A 17,070-nucleotide genomic window follows, 5' to 3' on the forward strand; every position below is an offset into this window, starting at 1 on the left:
TGTCGCACCTGCCGACCAATAGCCCTGCAATCTCCTTGATCTGGGCTAAGCTGCCTTTCAGTCGCCATTTGCCACAACTCTAAGGCGATCCTTTCTTAGCGCTGCGCAAACTGGTTGCGCCAAAAGCTGCCAGAGCTGTTTCCGAGACCGTTGCGAACGGCTCGCGAAAGGCCCTGAAACCCTATTCGTGTCGGCACCTTACGTTGCAATGGCTACTTGCTTTCTACATACTTGCCGCCGATTTTTGCCCCATAAAACTCCATTAACCGTGGAACCCCTAGCATGAGCACAGCAATCAGTCAGACTGCTTATAACTATAAGGTGGTCCGCCAGTTCGCCATTATGACGGTGATCTGGGGGGTCATTGGCATGGGTCTAGGCGTGTTCATCGCCGCACAACTCGTGTGGCCGGAACTCAACCTAAACCTGCCTTGGACCAGCTTCGGTCGTTTGCGCCCGCTGCACACCAACGCGGTGATCTTCGCCTTTGGCGGATGCGCACTGTTTGCGACCTCGTATTACGTGGTCCAGCGCACCTGCCAGACGCGCCTGATCTCCGACGGTCTGGCTGCCTTCACCTTCTGGGGCTGGCAGGCGGTCATCGTCCTGGCGGTGATCACCCTGCCGATGGGCTATACCAGCTCCAAGGAATACGCCGAGCTCGAGTGGCCGGTCGACGTCCTCCTGGGTATCGTCTGGATCACCTACCTGCTGGTGTTCTTCGGCACCATCGTCAAGCGCAAGACCAAGCACATTTATGTGGGCAACTGGTTCTTCGGTGCGTTCATCCTGGTCACCGCGATGCTGCACATCGTCAACAGCGCTGCCATGCCGGTGAGCCTGTTCAAGTCGTACTCGGCCTATGCCGGCGCGACCGACGCGATGATCCAGTGGTGGTACGGCCACAACGCCGTGGGCTTCTTCCTGACCACCGGCTTCCTGGGCATGATGTATTACTTCGTACCCAAGCAGGCCGAGCGTCCGATCTACTCGTATCGCCTGTCCATCGTGCACTTCTGGGCGCTGATCACCCTGTACATCTGGGCCGGTCCGCACCACCTGCACTACACCGCTCTGCCGGACTGGGCACAGTCCTTGGGCATGGCCATGTCGGTGATCCTGCTGGCACCGAGCTGGGGCGGCATGATCAACGGCATGATGAGTCTGTCCGGCGCCTGGCATAAGCTGCGCACCGACCCGATCCTGCGCTTCCTGGTGGTGTCCCTGGCGTTCTATGGCATGTCGACCTTCGAAGGCCCGATGATGGCCATCAAGACCGTCAACGCCCTGTCCCACTACACCGACTGGACCATCGGCCACGTGCACGCCGGCGCCCTTGGCTGGGTAGCGATGATCTCCATCGGCTCGCTGTATCACCTGATCCCGAAAGTGTTCGGCCGCGAGCAGATGCACAGCATCACCCTGATCAACACCCACTTCTGGCTGGCCACCATTGGCACCGTGCTGTACATCGCCTCGATGTGGGTCAATGGCATCACTCAGGGCCTGATGTGGCGTGCAGTCAACGAAGACGGCACCCTCACCTACTCCTTCGTCGAAGCGCTGGAAGCCAGCCATGCGGGCTATGTCGTACGCATGATCGGCGGCGCCTTCTTCGTCGCGGGCATGCTGCTGATGGCCTACAACACCTTCCGCACCGTGCGTGCCGCCAAGCCGGCTGAATACGAAGCGGCTGCGCAGATTCCCGCCGGAGTAGCTCACTGATGAAACACGAAATCATCGAGAAGAATATCGGCCTGATGGCGCTGCTGATGGTGATTGCCGTCAGCATCGGTGGCCTGACCCAGATCGTCCCGCTGTTCTTCCAGGACGTCACCAATGAGCCGGTGGAAGGCCTCAAGCCCTACACCGCGATGCAACTGGAAGGTCGCGATATCTACATCCGTGAAGGCTGCGTTGGCTGCCACTCGCAGATGATCCGTCCGTTCCGCGCCGAGACCGAACGCTACGGCCACTACTCCGTCGCCGGTGAAAGCGTCTGGGATCACCCCTTCCTGTGGGGCTCCAAGCGTACCGGCCCGGACCTGGCTCGCGTCGGCGGCCGCTACTCGGACGAGTGGCATCGCGCCCACCTGTACAACCCGCGCAACGTCGTGCCTGAGTCGAAGATGCCCGCCTACCCCTGGCTGGTGGAGAACAAACTCGACGGTCACGACACCGCCAAGAAGATGGAAGTCATGCGTGGCTTCGGCATCCCTTACACCGACGAAGATATCGCCGGTGCTCGCGATGCCGTGAAAGGCAACACCGAAATGGACGCGCTGATCGCGTACCTGCAGGTTCTCGGCACTTCCATCAAGAACAAACGGTAAGACGCTATGGACATCGGGATGATTCGCGGCATCGGCACGGCGGTGGTCTTCATCGCCTTCATCGGCGTGGTGCTCTGGGCTTACAGCAGCAAGCGCAAATCGAGCTTCGACGAAGCAGCCAACCTGCCCTTCGCCGACGATCTCAAGCCCGAGTCCAAGCGCGATCAAGACTCTTCCAGGAGCAATAACCAATGACCACGTTCTGGAGTTGGTACGTAACCATTCTGTCTCTGGGCACCATCTTCGCCCTGACCTGGCTGATCTTCGGCACCCGCAAGGGCCAGCGCCAGGAAACCACCGAAGAAACCGTCGGCCACAGCTTCGACGGCATCGAGGAGTATGACAACCCGCTGCCGAAGTGGTGGTTCATGCTGTTCGTCGCCACCATCATCTTCGCCCTCGGCTACCTGGCCCTGTACCCAGGCCTGGGTAACTTCAAGGGCCTGCTGCCCGGCTACGACTACGTCGACAGCGAAAAAGAAACGCCTTTTGCCTCTGGTGTGCAGATCGCTGACGGCTCCATGCGTCACGCCGGCTGGACCGGTGTACACCAGTGGGAAAAGGAAATGGCGCGTGCCGATGAGCAGTACGGCCCGCTGTTCGCCAAGTACGCTGCAATGCCGATCGAGGAAGTGGCCAAGGACGCGCAAGCCCTGAAAATGGGTGGCCGCCTGTTCGCCTCCAACTGCTCCGTGTGCCACGGTTCCGACGCCAAGGGCAGCTACGGCTTCCCCAACCTGACAGACAACGAATGGCGCTGGGGCGGCGAGCCGGAAACCATCAAGACCACCCTGCTCAAGGGTCGTCAGGGTGCGATGCCTGCTCAAGGCCCGATGATCGGCGAAGATGGCGTACGCAATGTCGCCGCCTACGTCCTCACCGAACTCGCTGGCCGCGAGCTGCCAGAAGGCGTGGAAGCCGATATCGAAGCAGGCCAGAAGGTCTTCGCCGGTACCTGCTTCGCCTGCCATGGCGCAGACGGCAAGGGTACAGCAGCCATGGGCGCGCCGAACCTGACCAACCCGGCAGCGTTCATCTATGGCAGCAGCTACGCACAACTGCAGCAGAGCATCCGCTACGGCCGTCACGGCAACATGCCGGCTCAGGAAGAATTCCTCGGCAATGACAAGGTGCATCTGCTGGCTGCCTACGTGTACAGCCTGTCGCACAAGGCACAAGAGCAGTAAGTACAAACGACTCCTTTGACAAGGGTCAATGAACGCCCGGGTCGCGACCGCTGGTCGCACCCGGGCGTTGCCTTTCAGGCGTACCATATAGCTACCGTGAATTGACCCTGACCGGCACGTATCGGCCTGGGCTGCCAACCAACCGCTTTGGTATGCATTGATGAGCGAACAGATTCCCGTCCAGGACGTCACCCCTCCTTCTGCCAAGAATGCCAGCGTCGATCTCTACGCCAGCCGCGAGAAGATCTATACCCGCGCGTTCACTGGCCTGTTTCGTAATCTGCGACTCGCTGGCGGCGCCCTGCTCTTCCTGCTGTTCTTCGGCACCGTCTGGCTGAGCTGGAACGGCCGCCAAGCGGTCTGGTGGAACCTCCCCGAACGCAAATTCCATATTTTCGGCGCCAGCTACTGGCCGCAGGATTTCATGCTGCTGTCCTGGCTGCTGATCATCTGCGCCTTCGGCCTGTTCTTCATCACCGTTTTCGCCGGTCGCGTCTGGTGCGGTTATACCTGCCCGCAGAGCGTGTTCACCTGGGTATTCATGTGGGCGGAAAAAGTCACCGAGGGCGACCGTAACCAGCGCATGAAACTGGACAAACAGTCCATGAGCGGCAAGAAGCTTGGACGCAAGCTGGCCAAGCACGGCATCTGGGTGGTCGTATCGCTACTGACCGCGATCACCTTCGTCGGTTACTTCACGCCGATTCGCGAACTGGTCATCGAGATCTTCACCGGTGAAGCCAGCGGCTGGGCCTATTTCTGGATCGGCTTCTTCACCCTCGCCACCTACGGCAACGCCGGCTACCTGCGCGAGCAGGTGTGCATCTACATGTGCCCCTATGCGCGCTTCCAGAGTGTGATGTTCGACCAGGACACCCTGATCGTCTCCTACGACCCGCGCCGTGGCGAATCACGCGGCCCTCGCAAGAAGGACGCCGATTACAAGGCGCAGGGCCTCGGCGACTGCATCGATTGCAAGATGTGCGTGCAGGTCTGCCCCACCGGCATCGATATTCGCGATGGCCTGCAGATCGAGTGCATCGGCTGCGCCGCCTGCATCGACGCCTGCGACGACATCATGGACAAGATGAACTATCCCAAGGGGCTGATCAGCTACACCACTGAACACAACCTGTCCGGGCGCAAGACCCACCTGCTGCGCCCGCGCCTGATCGGCTACGCTGTCGCGCTGGTCGCCATGATCGGCCTGTTCGCCTGGGCCGTGGCCAATCGCCCGCTGGTGGAGCTGGATGTACTCAAGGATCGTGTGCTGTTCCGTGAGAACGAGCGCGGCCATATCGAGAACGTCTATACCCTGAAGATCATGAACAAGGCGCAGCGCGACATGACCTACGTGATCAGCGCCGACGGCCTCGACGGCCTGGTCTACGAAGGCAAGCGCGAAGTGCGGGCCCTGGCTGGCGAGGTGTATTCCTTCCCGGTCGAGCTGTCCATCGCACCGGAGAAGCTGCCGTCGAGCGCCAACAATATCGTCTTCCACGTACAATCCGCGGACGACCCCAGTATCAAGAACGACGCCGACAGCCGCTTCATTGGCCCAAGCGTCCGCTGACAACGGAAAACGCATGACCGAGCAAACCCCATCGCCAGTCAAACCCTGGTACAAGCAGTTCTGGCCCTGGTTCATCCTGTTCCTGCTGGGCTACTCGGTGGTGCAGGGCCTGACCCTGCTCACCATCGCCACCAAGAACCCGCCAGGGCTGATCTCCGACGACTACTACGATGTCGGCAAGGGCATCAACCAGTCGCTGGAGCGCGAAAAATTGGCCGAGCGCCTGCAATTGCATGGCGAGCTGGTGCTGGACAACACCACCGGTGTCGCCACCCTGGCGCTGGAGGGCAACAGCAGACCGCAGCAGATCGTGCTCAACCTGATCTCGCCGACCCAGCCGGAACGCGACCGCCGCGTGATCCTGCAACCGGCGGCTGACGGCCAGTACCGTGGGCAAATGGTCGATGAAGTCAGCGGTCGTCGCTTCGTCGAGCTGCTCGGCCAGGAAGGCAGCCAGAACTGGCGTCTGTTCGAGGAAGAGAACATCACCGGTGGCCAGACCATCATGATCGGTGACAATCCCTCCTACTGACCCAGCCAATGCCCGTCCCTATTCCCTGCTATCACTGTGGCCTGCCGGTTCCCGCCGGCAGCCAGTTCCGTGCCAACGTGCTCGGCCAGACCCGTGAAATGTGCTGCCCCGGCTGTCAGGCCGTGGCCGAAGCCATCGTCGCCGGTGGCCTGGAGCATTACTACAGCCATCGCAGCGAGAACGCGGCCAACCCACAGGCACTGCCCGCCGCCCTGCCGGACGAACTGGCGCTGTATGACCGCAGCGATGTGCAGCAGCCCTTCGTCCAGCACGAGGGCGAACTGAGCGAAACCCAGTTGCTGATCGAAGGCATCAGCTGCGCTGCCTGCGGCTGGCTGATCGAGAAGCACCTGCGCGGCGTAGCGGGTGTGGCCGAAGCGCACCTGAACCTGTCCAACCACCGCCTGCAGGTACGCTGGCAGGACAGCCAGATCGCCCTGAGCAAGCTGCTTGCCGAACTGCGCCGCATCGGTTACGCCGCCCATCCCTGGCGCGCCGACGAGGCCGCCGAGCGCATGGCCGCGGAAAACCGCCGGCGCATGCGCGAGCTGGGCGTGGCCGGACTGCTGTGGATGCAGGTGATGATGGCGACCATGGCCACCTGGCCGGAATTCAACATCGACCTGTCACCAGAGCTGGACAAGATCCTGCGCTGGACCAGCCTGCTCCTCACCACGCCCATCGTCTTCTATTGCTGCGGCCAGTTCTTCCGCGGCGCCCTGCGCGACCTGCGTACCCGCCACCTGACCATGGACGTTTCGGTCTCGCTGGCCATCGGCGGTGCATACGTCGCCGGCATCTGGTCGACCATCACCGGCCAGGGCGAGCTGTATTTCGACGCAGTCGGCATGTTCGCGCTATTCCTGCTCGCCGGCCGCTACCTGGAGCGCCGTGCGCGAGAACGCACGGCAGCTGCTACCGCGCAACTGGTCAAGCTGCTGCCGGCCTCCTGCCTGCGCCTGGACGCAGACGGCCAGAGCCAGCGCATCCTGCTCAGCGAATTACGAGAAGGTGAGCAGGTGCTGGTGCAGCCAGGCTCGCTGATTCCCGCCGACGGTCGCATCCTCGCTGGCCAATCCAGTGTCGACGAATCGCTACTTACCGGCGAGTACCTGCCACTGCCACGCGGCATCGGCGACAGCGTCACCGCCGGCACACTGAATGTCGAAGGTCCGCTGACCGTCGAAGTACAAGCACTCGGTGATGCCACTCGCCTGTCCGCCATCGTGCGCCTGCTGGACCGAGCGCAGAGCGAAAAACCGCGCCTGGCAGAAATCGCCGACCGCGTTTCACAATGGTTCCTGCTGTTTATCCTGGTAGCTGCCGCCGTGGTCGGCTTCGCCTGGTGGGAGATCGACTCCGGCCGTGCTTTCTGGGTCGTGCTCGCCCTGCTCGTGGCCACCTGCCCCTGCGCCCTGGCCCTGGCTACACCGACCGCCCTGACCACCGCTACCGGCACCCTGCACAAACTGGGCATGCTGCTGACGCGTGGCCATGTGCTCGAAGGGCTCAACCAGATCGACACCCTGGTGCTGGACAAGACCGGTACGCTGACCGAAGGCCGCCTGACGCTCAAGGCCATCCACCCGCTGCGCAATCTTGACGAAGGCAGTTGCCTGGCCCTGGCTGCCGCGCTGGAGAACCGCTCGGAACACCCCATCGCTCGCGCGTTCAGCCAGGCACCTCGCGCTGCGCAATCCGTCGATAGTCATCCGGGACAGGGCCTGCAGGGCCTGGTCGATGACCGCCTGCTGCGCATTGGCGAGGCCAGTTTCGTCTGCGCCCTGAGCGGCAAGGCCGTGCCGCCGATTGCCAGCGAGCATGGCCAGTGGCTGCTGCTGGGCGATGACCAGGGGCCGCTGGCCTGGTTCGTCCTCGACGACCGCCTGCGCGAAGATGCTCCCGATCTGATCGCCGCTGCGCGCGCGCGCGGCTGGAACATTCACCTGCTGTCTGGCGACAGCTCGCCGATGGTGGGCGAAGTCGCGCGCCAACTGGGCATCGACGACGCTCAGGGAGGCCTGACACCGGATGCCAAGCTGGCGGTGCTAAAGCAGCTACACAGCGAAGGGCGTCGCGTGCTGATGCTCGGCGATGGCGTCAACGACGTACCGGTATTGGCCGCTGCCGATATCAGCGTGGCCATGGGTTCGGCGTCCGACCTGGCGAAAACCAGCGCCGACGCCGTGTTGCTGTCGAACCGTCTGAGCAGCCTGGTCGATGGCCTGAAACTGGCCAAGCGCACGCGCCGCATCATCATCGAGAACCTTGCCTGGGCGACGCTGTACAATGGCCTGGTACTGCCCTTCGCCGCTCTGGGCTGGATCACGCCGATCTGGGCAGCCGTGGGCATGTCCCTGAGCTCGCTGCTGGTGGTGCTCAACGCCCTGCGCCTCAGCAGCACCCCGAACACGTAGGAGCGAGCTCTGCTCGCGAAGAAGCGGTTCTCGGGCAGAGCTCACTCCTACTCAGATGCCACCATGGAGACCGCATGTCCGCCCTCTATATCCTGATCCCCGTTGCCATCGGCCTGGTCGGCTTCGCCATCTGGCTGTTCTTCTGGGCGGTGGACAGCGGTCAGTACGACGATCTCGACGGCCCAGCGCACAGCATTTTGTTCGACGACGAAGATCCGCTGCACAAGGCTGGCGTCGAGCAGGCCGAAGAACACAACAAGCAGGACAAACCTGATGCTTGAGCTGGCACCACTGCTGGTGTCTGCACTGATTCTCGGCCTGCTCGGCGGCGGCCATTGCCTCGGCATGTGCGGCGGCCTGATGGGCGCGCTGACTCTGGCGATTCCGCCCGAGCAACGCGGCCGGCGTCTGCAACTGCTGCTGGCTTACAACCTCGGGCGCATTCTCAGCTACAGCCTGGCGGGCTTGCTCCTGGGCCTGGCCGGCTGGGCCATTGCCGGCAGCAAAGCCGAAGTGGCAATGCGCACAATGGCTGCCTTGCTGCTGATTGCCATGGGTCTTTATCTGGCCGGCTGGTGGAGCGGGCTAACACGCATCGAAGCACTGGGCCGCGGCCTGTGGCGGCATATCCAGCCGCTGACACGGCGCTTCATGCCGGTCAGCAGCCTGCCGCGCGCCCTGGTTCTGGGTGGGTTGTGGGGCTGGCTACCGTGCGGGCTGGTCTACAGCACCCTGCTGTGGGCGTCCAGCCAGGGCAATGCAGTCAACAGCGCCCTGCTGATGCTGGCGTTCGGCCTGGGCACCTGGCCGGTACTGCTGGCCACCGGGCTGGCCGCCGAGCGCATCACCACCCTGCTGCGCAAGCGCGGCGTGCGCATGGCTGGCGGCCTGCTGGTCATTCTGTTTGGCATCTGGACCCTACCCGGCCCCCACCAGCACTGGCTGATGGGGCACTAGAGCAGCGGCACGCAAAAGCAAAAGCACGAGCAGACCTAGCCCGGATGTAATCCGGGAGCAAGACGCTAAACATACCCGGATTGCATCCGGGCTACGCAACGACAACACCTGCGGCGCTCAACGCGCCTTTGATTCAGGTCAAGGCCGCCGCCCAGGCGCATCCCTAGACTGGCCGCACAGCCTGTCCAGGATTATTTCCCATGCTCGACGCCATCCAGTGGGATGCCGACCTGATCCGCCGCTACGATCTCGCCGGCCCGCGCTACACCTCTTACCCGACCGCCGTACAGTTTCACGACGATATCGGCCCGTTCGATCTGCTGCATGCGCTGCGCGACAGCCGCAAGGCACAGCGCCCGCTGTCGCTCTACGTGCACGTGCCGTTCTGCGCGCACATCTGCTACTACTGCGCCTGCAACAAGGTCATCACCAAGGACCGCGGCCGTGCCCTGCCCTATCTGGAAAAACTCGAGCGGGAAATCGAGATCATCAGCCGCCACATCGATCGCAACCAGCCAATCGAACAGCTGCATTTCGGTGGCGGCACGCCGACCTTCCTCAGCCACGACGAGCTGCGGCGGCTGATGCAGCACTTGCGCCAGCACTTCAACCTGCTGGATGACGACTCAGGCGATTACAGCATCGAGATCGACCCACGCGAGGCCGACTGGTCGACCATGGGCCTGCTGCGTGAACTGGGCTTCAATCGCGTCAGCATCGGCGTGCAGGATCTCGACCCCGAGGTGCAGCGCGCGGTCAACCGCCTGCAGACCCTGGAAGAAACCCGCGCCATCGTCGAGGCAGCGCGTACCCTGCAGTTCCGCTCGGTGAACATCGACCTGATCTACGGCCTGCCCAAGCAGACGCCAGAGCGCTTCGCCCGCACCGTGGCCGAGGTCATCGCCCTGCAACCGGATCGCCTGTCGCTGTTCAACTACGCGCACCTGCCGGAACGCTTCATGCCGCAACGCCGCATCAGCTCCGACGACCTGCCAAGCCCGACCGGCAAGCTGGCCATGCTGCAGAGCAGCATCGAGCAACTGACCCGCGCCGGGTATCGCTACATCGGCATGGATCACTTCGCCCTGCCTGATGACGAATTGGCCATCGCCCAGGAAGAAGGCACGCTGCAGCGTAATTTCCAGGGCTATACCACCCACGGCCACTGCGACCTGATTGGCCTGGGCGTCTCCGCCATCAGCCAGATTGGCGACCTGTACAGCCAGAACGACAGCGATATCGCCAACTATCAGCAGACCCTGGGCAACGGCCAGTTGGCGACGCGCCGTGGCTTGCACTGCAATGCCGACGACCGTCTGCGCCGCGCCGTCATCCAGCAGTTGATCTGCCACTTCGAGCTGCGTTTCGCTGACATCGAACAGGCCCATGCCGTGGTGTTCCGCGACTACTTCGCGGCGCTTTGGCCTGAGCTTCAGCAACTCGACCGCGACGGTTTGATCGAGCTGGGTACTGAAGGGATTCAGGTGCGCCCGGCCGGGCGTCTGCTGGTGCGCTCGCTGTGCATGCTGTTCGACCGCTATCTCAACGATCAGGTACGCCAGCGTTTCTCCCGGGTGATCTGAACATGAGCAGCCGGCGCCAGTGACGGACTCCGTCACTGGCGCCGGATCAACCCATCGCCAACGTGGCAGCGGTTTGCATCTGCTCACTCGACAAGTCGTTATCACGCATCAGCTTGATCAGATTGGCATTGGCCGCAGTCAATGCGCTGTTGAGCGACGCCAACTCGGTCTGCAGCCCTTCAAGCTGCTGGCGCCGGGTTTCCGCATCGAGGCTCTGATCGCTCATGATCGCCTCGATCTGCGCCTGCTTCTCGACGATCTGCGCACGCAACTCGCGGATCATCTTGAGCAGGTCCTTGATCGCCTTGGGCAGATCGCTGTTATCGATGTCCTCGTTCTTGTCGGACTTGGCCGACATGCTCTTGCCTAACTCGGACAGATTCACACGGAGCCCCTCGCGCACCTCCTCGGGGGTCCGCTCGACTGCGATAAATTGTCGCTGAACGCCCTGGGCAAGATTACTCAGCGGCCCACTTGATGGTATGCGCATCGCGCTGCTCCCTGCGTTGGACTATGGTTCTACAATCTGAATCGGCACCCTGCGGCTAAACTTGAGCGCTCGGTCAGCCTTTATATGACTGGCCGCCACCCAAGCCCTGCGGTACCCTTACGAACATTGCGTGTATATCCGGGAAGCCCAACGATGTCCGAGAGCATCAAGCTGCACAAGCAGCATCAAGCCCATTGCAAGGATTGCAGCCTGGCTGCCTTGTGCCTGCCCATTTCGTTGAACATGGAAGACATGGACGCGCTCGACGACATCGTCAAACGCGGCCGTCCGCTGAAGAAGGGCGAATTCCTGTTCCGCCAGGGTGATACCTTCGGTTCCGTATTCGCCGTACGCTCCGGTGCGCTGAAGACCTTCAGCCTGAGCGATGGCGGTGAGGAGCAGATCACCGGCTTCCATCTGCCCAGCGAGCTGGTCGGCCTGTCTGGCGTCGACGGCGAGCGCTATCCGGTTTCCGCACAGGCGCTGGAAACCACTTCGGTTTGCGAAATTCCCTTCGAACGCCTCGACGACCTGGCCCTGCAGCTACCACAGCTGCGCCGCCAGCTGATGCGTATCATGAGCCGTGAAATCCGCGACGATCAGCAGATGATGCTGTTGCTGTCGAAGAAAACCGCCGACGAACGTATCGCCACCTTCCTGGTCAATCTCTCCGCCCGCTTCCGCGCACGCGGCTTCTCGGCCAACCAGTTCCGCCTGGCCATGTCGCGCAACGAAATTGGTAACTATTTGGGTCTTGCGGTAGAGACGGTGTCTCGCGTATTTACCCGCTTCCAACAGAACAAGCTGCTCGAAGCCGAAGGCAAGGAAGTACACATTCTCGACCCGATCGAGCTGTGTGCTCTGGCTGGCGGTAATCTCGACGTTTGAGTTCGCAAGGTATTCGCGGGCTCAACGCATTAGGACCCACGATGATCTTTGACGAATTCAGCATCAAGACCCTGATCCGCCCGGTACCGGACTTCCCCAAGCCGGGCGTCATCTTTCGCGACATCACCCCACTGTTCCAGTCGCCGCGCGCCCTGCGCATGGTCGCCGACAGTTTCATCCAGCGTTACGTGGAAGCCGAGTTCAGCCATATCGGTGTCATGGATGCGCGCGGCTTCCTGATCGGCTCGATCATCGCCTACGAACTCAACAAACCCCTGGTGCTGTTTCGCAAGCAGGGCAAACTGCCGGCTGACGTGCTCAGTGAGGGCTACCAGACCGAATATGGCGAAGCCTTCCTCGAAGTGCACAGCGACAGTCTCTGTGAAGGCGATTCGGTGCTGATCTTCGATGACCTTATCGCCACCGGCGGCACCCTGATCGCTGCTGCCAACCTGGTGCGACGCATGCGCGCAGCGGTCTTCGAGGCCGCCGCGATCATCGACCTGCCTGAGCTGGGCGGCTCGCAGAAACTGCAGGACGCCGGCATCCCCACCTTCACGCTGACGGCCTTCGCGCTCGACGATCATTGAGCCGAAGCACCTGCCAACCCGCAAGTGGGTTGTTGATCAAGCCGGGCAGTGCCCGGCATCACCGATTACCTTGACCAGACTCCCATGCACGAACTCGAACTGAATCCATCCAGCGATTGGCGCCAGCGCCTGGGCGCTGTCATCGACGGCACGCCCGTACAACGCCTGATCACCCTGCTGATCATCATCAATGCCGTCATTCTCGGCCTGCAGACCTCACCGTCGATCATGGCCGAATGGGGCGCGCCACTGCTGATCCTCGATACCTTCATCCTCGCCTGCTTCGTCATCGAGCTGGCGCTGCGCTTCGTCGCGCGCGGCATCGGCCTGCTGCGCGATCCCTGGGCCGTATTCGATTGCCTGGTGGTCGGCATCGCCCTGGTACCGGCCAGCGGCCCCTTCGCCGTTCTGCGTGCCTTGCGCGTGCTACGGGTACTGCGACTGGTGTCGATCAATCCGAGCATGCGCAAGGTAGTGCAGGCACTGCTCGCTTCGCTGCCTGGCATGGGCAGCATCGTCATGCTGATGGGGTTGGTGTTCTACGTCGCCGCGGTAATGGCCACCCAACTGTTCGGTGAAAGCTTCCCCGAATGGTTCGGTAACATCGGCGCCAGCCTCTACACCCTGTTCCAGGTGATGACCCTGGAAAGCTGGTCGATGGGCATCGTGCGCCCGGTGATGGAAGAACATCCGCTGGCCTGGCTGTTCTTCGTGCCCTATATCCTCGTCGCGACATTCATGATGCTCAACCTGTTCATCGCCGTTATCGTCAACGCGATGCAGAGCACCCATGAGCCAGATGCCGAGGAGCAGGCCGCAGCAGCTCGCGCACAGGCGATTCTCGACGAGCTGCGCGCACTGCGCAGCGAAGTGGCCGAGCTGCGCCGTAACACGCCGTAAGCCCCGCCGTCAGCGCAATCCGCCGCTTCTGGCGCTGCGGGTTGCGCACCTTCCCCCCTGATATCTGCCCATCAGACCCGCCTTAAGTTGGCGGCGCTCAGCGCCCGCACGCCCGATAGTTACATCGTTCAATGACACAGTTGGTCTGTCGAGATTAACCACCTTCGGCACCGAGTGCTGCCAGCCCAAGCCGCACAACAATCGGGAGCACCAACGCCCCAGAAGAGGACTCGAACGATGAGCGCCAGTACTCCACTCCCCCAGCCCAAATCCAGCTTTCCGGTGCGTCGCATGGACTTCAGTTTCAGCGATACACCGAAATACTGGTTCTACGACGACCCGTTCATGAGCCATTTCATGAACAACCTGTCGTCGCTGTTCCCCTACGGTGAGAAGTTCTTCGTCGACAGCGTGCGCGCCGTACGCGACCAGGTCAGCGAGCCGCAGCTGAAAAAAGACATCAGCGCCTTCATCGGTCAGGAGGCCATGCACTCCAAGGAGCATGCGGCCTATAACGACTACGCCAACGAGCACGATATCGACCTGGAGCGCCTCGAGCTGCGCATCAAGGTATTGCTCGAATGGACGACCCGCTTCAGCACCAAGAAGCAACGCCTGGCAGCGACATGCGCCCTTGAGCACTTCACCGCGACCATGGCCGAGCAGTTACTCAACCGTGAGGACCTCACCACCCAGATGAACGACCCGAAGCTCTATCAACTGTGGATGTGGCACGCCATCGAGGAAAACGAGCACAAGGCCGTGTGCTACGACGTCTACCAGAAGGTCTACGGCGGCTACTTCACCCGTACGCTGGTGATGATGCTGACCACCCTGATGTTCCTCGGCGTGATCGGCTGGTTCCAGATTCACCTGCTGCGCAAGGACGAGCAACTGTTCAACTGGCGCAGCTGGGGCTTCGGCCTGAAGAAGCTGTTCGGCCCACGTAATGGCTTCTTCACCAGGCTGCTCGGTCCGTATCTGGACTACTACCGCCCAGGCTTCCACCCCAGGGATCACGACACCGACAAGCTGGAAAATCGCTGGCGCGAGCGCCTCGGTTTCAGCAGCTGAAGCCTCTTGACGTACAGATGTAGACACCAACAAGAACGACAAGCAGGAGTTCGGTCATGAATGCGCCCGTGTCACCCCCTAGCGCTGTCCGCCGATGCAAGATCGCCATCCTCGGCAGCGGCTTCTCCGGCCTCGGTATGGCCATTCGCCTCAAGCAACAGGGCGAGCAGGACTTCCTGCTGTTCGAAAAGGAAGCAGGTGTCGGCGGCACCTGGCGCGTCAACAACTACCCGGGCTGCGGCTGCGACGTGCAATCGCATCTATATTCCTTCTCCTTCGAGCCCAACCCGAACTGGACGCGAATGTTCGCCAGGCAGCCGGAAATCAAGGCGTACCTGGAAGGTTGCTGGGAGAAGTACCGCCTGCAGGACAAGACCCTGCTGGACACAGAAGTGGGGCAGATGCGCTGGGATGAGCACGCCGAGCTTTGGCATCTGCAGGACCGCGCCGGCAACCAGTACAGCGCGCAATTCGTGATCTCCGGCATGGGCGCCCTGTCGACGCCCTCGATTCCCAAGCTCAAGGGTCTGGAGCATTTCACTGGCGAGGTCTTCCACTCGCAACAGTGGAACCACGACTATGACCTGACCGGCAAGCGCGTGGCGGTAATCGGCACTGGCGCATCGGCCATCCAGTTCGTGCCGCAGATCCAGCAGCAGGTCGCGCGGCTCGATCTTTACCAGCGCACCGCGCCGTGGATCATGCCCAAGCCCGATCGTGCCATCCGCGATGGCGAGCGCATGCGCTTCAGGCGCTTCCCGCTGGCGCAGAAGCTCTGGCGCGGCGCGCTGTACGGCATTCTCGAAAGCCGAGTGATAGCCTTCGCCTTCGCCCCGCGCCTGCTGCGCATGGCCCAGGGTATCGCCAAGCTGTATATCAAGAAGCAGATCAAGGACCCGCTGCTGCGCGCCAAGGTCACCCCGGACTACACCATGGGCTGCAAGCGCGTGCTGATCTCCAACGATTACTACCCGGCGCTGACTCAGGCCAACGTCGAGGTGATCACCAACGGTATCGCCGAAATCCTGCCCAGCGGCGTGCGCAGCGTCGACGGCCAGGAGCGCGAAATCGATGCCATCATCTTCGGCACCGGCTTCACCCCGAGCGACCCGCTACCACGCGGCACGGTGTTCGGCCGTGGCGGTGTAGACCTGCTCGACACCTGGCCCGAGGGCCCGGAAGCCTACAAGGGCACCATGACTGCCGGCTTTCCCAATCTGTTCTTCCTCATGGGCCCGAACACCGGCCTGGGCCATAACTCCATGGTTTACATGATCGAGTCGCAGATCACCTATGTGCTCGGCGCCCTCAAGCAACTCGAAGAGGGCCGGCTGCAGAGCCTGGAGCCCAAGCGCGAGGCGCAGGACGCCTTCAATAAGAAGATCCAGGGCACTCTCGGCAACACCGTATGGAACGCCGGCGGCTGCATGAGCTGGTACCTGCATCCGGTCAGCGGGCGCAACTGCACGGTGTGGCCAGGTTTCACCTGGCGCTATCGCATGCTGACCCGCCACTTCGATCCGCATGCCTACCACTTCAGCCGCCAGCACGCCGCTCACCCGGCGCAGAGCAGTGCCATCAGCCTCGACGCGCAGGAGGTCAGCGCATGAAATCCTTCGAGAACAAAGTAGCCGCCATCACCGGCGCCGGCTCAGGTATCGGCCGTGCCCTCGCCTGTCACCTGGCGCGCCAGGGTTGCCACCTGGCGCTGTCCGACATCAACGTCGAGGGCCTCAAGGAAACCGCCGAACAGGCGCGCAAGCTCGGCGTCAGCGTCAGCCAGCAGCAGGTCGACGTTGCCGACCGTGCTGCCGTCGAGGCCTGGGCCGAGCAGATCGTCAGCGAGTTCGGCCGAGTCAACGCCATCTTCAACAATGCCGGCGTGGCTCAGGGCGGCACCGTGGAAGGCAACGCCTACGCCGATTACGAATGGATCATGAGCATCAACTTCTGGGGCGTGGTTAACGGTACCAAAGCCTTCCTGCCGTACCTCAAGGCGGCGGGCCAGGGCCATGTGGTCAACGTCTCCAGCGTCTTCGGCCTGTTCTCCCAGCCCGGCATGAGCGCTTACAACGCCAGCAAGTTCGCCGTGCGCGGCTTTACCGAGTCGCTTCGCCAGGAACTGGACATGGCCGCCTGCGGCGTTTCCGCCAGTTGCGTGCACCCCGGCGGCATCCGCACCAACATCGCCAAGACCGCGCGGATGAACGGCAGCCTGGCCAAGGTCACCGGCCAGGAAGCCGAGCAGGCGCGCCAGCAATTCAACGACCAGTTGCTGCGCACCACGCCGGAACAGGCGGCGAAGGTCATCGTAAATGGAGTGCTGGCCAACAAGCGGCGCATCCTTATCGGCGCCGATGCCCATGCCCTGGACTGGATGCAACGCAGCATGCCGGCGCTGTACCAACGCCTGGTCACACTGTCGATGCGCCTGGCTGCCCGCTTCGCGCCCAAAGCACGGCGCACGGACGGGGTGCGCGAGATATCCTAGGGCGCACCGATGCTGGTTGCATGCCCTTGGTACGCACAATGCCCAGAGCCTCGAG

At 62.3% G+C, this 17,070-nt stretch carries 17 protein-coding genes; 16 read left to right on the forward strand and 1 reads right to left on the reverse strand.

The features are described from left to right. Positions 1–282 precede the first annotated feature (282 nt). The 10 genes from ccoN (at position 283) to hemN (ending at position 10,582) form a co-directional block, all read left to right on the forward strand. Positions 283–1,725 carry a cytochrome-c oxidase, cbb3-type subunit I gene (ccoN, locus tag GV002_RS10625; protein WP_160018261.1) on the forward strand — a complete coding sequence of 481 codons (1,443 nt, stop codon included), beginning with the start codon at positions 283–285 and terminating at the stop codon, positions 1,723–1,725. Further along, positions 1,725–2,333 carry a cytochrome-c oxidase, cbb3-type subunit II gene (gene ccoO, locus GV002_RS10630; RefSeq protein WP_160018263.1) on the forward strand — a complete coding sequence of 203 codons (609 nt, stop codon included), beginning with the start codon at positions 1,725–1,727 and terminating at the stop codon, positions 2,331–2,333. The genes ccoN and ccoO overlap by 1 nt, the downstream gene beginning before the upstream one ends. Positions 2,334–2,339: 6 nt before the next feature. After that, complete coding sequence (locus GV002_RS10635; RefSeq protein ID WP_160018265.1) at positions 2,340–2,528, forward strand: cbb3-type cytochrome c oxidase subunit 3; 189 nt, start codon at positions 2,340–2,342, stop codon at positions 2,526–2,528. Further along, entirely contained in the window at positions 2,525–3,520 is a 996-nt protein-coding gene (ccoP, locus tag GV002_RS10640) for a cytochrome-c oxidase, cbb3-type subunit III (RefSeq protein ID WP_160018267.1), read from the forward strand. Before GV002_RS10635 ends, ccoP begins: the two co-directional genes overlap by 4 nt. 160 nt (positions 3,521–3,680) lie before the next feature. Then, a complete protein-coding gene (ccoG, locus tag GV002_RS10645) occupies positions 3,681–5,093 on the forward strand; it encodes a cytochrome c oxidase accessory protein CcoG (protein ID WP_160018269.1) in 1,413 nt (470 codons plus the stop codon). Between the two features lie 13 nt (positions 5,094–5,106). After that, the gene (locus GV002_RS10650; RefSeq protein ID WP_160018271.1) at positions 5,107–5,625 is read left to right on the forward strand and encodes a FixH family protein; all 519 of its coding nucleotides are present in this window, start codon (positions 5,107–5,109) and stop codon (positions 5,623–5,625) included. 8 nt (positions 5,626–5,633) lie between these two features. After that, positions 5,634–8,042 (forward strand): heavy metal translocating P-type ATPase, encoded by a 2,409-nt coding sequence (locus GV002_RS10655; RefSeq protein ID WP_160018273.1) that lies wholly within the window; start codon positions 5,634–5,636, stop codon positions 8,040–8,042. 74 nt (positions 8,043–8,116) lie between these two features. Next, complete coding sequence (ccoS, locus tag GV002_RS10660; RefSeq protein WP_160018275.1) at positions 8,117–8,323, forward strand: cbb3-type cytochrome oxidase assembly protein CcoS; 207 nt, start codon at positions 8,117–8,119, stop codon at positions 8,321–8,323. Next, the gene (locus GV002_RS10665; RefSeq protein WP_160018277.1) at positions 8,316–8,999 is read left to right on the forward strand and encodes a sulfite exporter TauE/SafE family protein; all 684 of its coding nucleotides are present in this window, start codon (positions 8,316–8,318) and stop codon (positions 8,997–8,999) included. Before ccoS ends, GV002_RS10665 begins: the two co-directional genes overlap by 8 nt. A 200-nt stretch (positions 9,000–9,199) precedes the next feature. Further along, positions 9,200–10,582 carry an oxygen-independent coproporphyrinogen III oxidase gene (gene hemN / locus GV002_RS10670; RefSeq protein ID WP_160018279.1) on the forward strand — a complete coding sequence of 461 codons (1,383 nt, stop codon included), beginning with the start codon at positions 9,200–9,202 and terminating at the stop codon, positions 10,580–10,582. Between the two features lie 46 nt (positions 10,583–10,628). Here hemN and GV002_RS10675 read toward each other — a convergent pair whose 3' ends face one another. Continuing rightward, positions 10,629–11,072 (reverse strand): hypothetical protein, encoded by a 444-nt coding sequence (locus tag GV002_RS10675; RefSeq protein ID WP_160018280.1) that lies wholly within the window; start codon positions 11,070–11,072, stop codon positions 10,629–10,631. 153 nt (positions 11,073–11,225) lie between these two features. Here GV002_RS10675 and fnr point away from each other — a divergent pair, with 153 nt between their 5' ends. The 6 genes from fnr to GV002_RS10705 all read left to right on the forward strand — a co-directional run bounded on the left by fnr (position 11,226) and on the right by GV002_RS10705 (position 17,015). Further along, entirely contained in the window at positions 11,226–11,960 is a 735-nt protein-coding gene (fnr, locus tag GV002_RS10680; protein ID WP_061239107.1) for a fumarate/nitrate reduction transcriptional regulator Fnr, read from the forward strand. Between the two features lie 41 nt (positions 11,961–12,001). Then, positions 12,002–12,550 carry an adenine phosphoribosyltransferase gene (locus tag GV002_RS10685; protein ID WP_160018281.1) on the forward strand — a complete coding sequence of 183 codons (549 nt, stop codon included), beginning with the start codon at positions 12,002–12,004 and terminating at the stop codon, positions 12,548–12,550. Between the two features lie 84 nt (positions 12,551–12,634). Next, complete coding sequence (locus GV002_RS10690; RefSeq protein WP_160018282.1) at positions 12,635–13,450, forward strand: ion transporter; 816 nt, start codon at positions 12,635–12,637, stop codon at positions 13,448–13,450. A gap of 237 nt (positions 13,451–13,687) precedes the next feature. After that, positions 13,688–14,524 (forward strand): metal-dependent hydrolase, encoded by an 837-nt coding sequence (locus tag GV002_RS10695; RefSeq protein ID WP_160018283.1) that lies wholly within the window; start codon positions 13,688–13,690, stop codon positions 14,522–14,524. 56 nt (positions 14,525–14,580) lie between these two features. After that, positions 14,581–16,134, forward strand: a complete 1,554-nt coding sequence (locus tag GV002_RS10700) for a flavin-containing monooxygenase (protein WP_160018284.1) — start codon at positions 14,581–14,583, stop codon at positions 16,132–16,134. Beyond that, positions 16,131–17,015, forward strand: coding sequence for an SDR family NAD(P)-dependent oxidoreductase (locus GV002_RS10705; RefSeq protein WP_160018285.1), 885 nt, complete (start codon positions 16,131–16,133; stop codon positions 17,013–17,015). The genes GV002_RS10700 and GV002_RS10705 overlap by 4 nt, the downstream gene beginning before the upstream one ends. Positions 17,016–17,070 lie beyond the last annotated feature (55 nt).

It is taken from the genome of Pseudomonas sp. 8O, assembly GCF_902506495.1.
Classification (GTDB): Bacteria; Pseudomonadota; Gammaproteobacteria; order Pseudomonadales; family Pseudomonadaceae; genus Aquipseudomonas; species Aquipseudomonas chaetocerotis.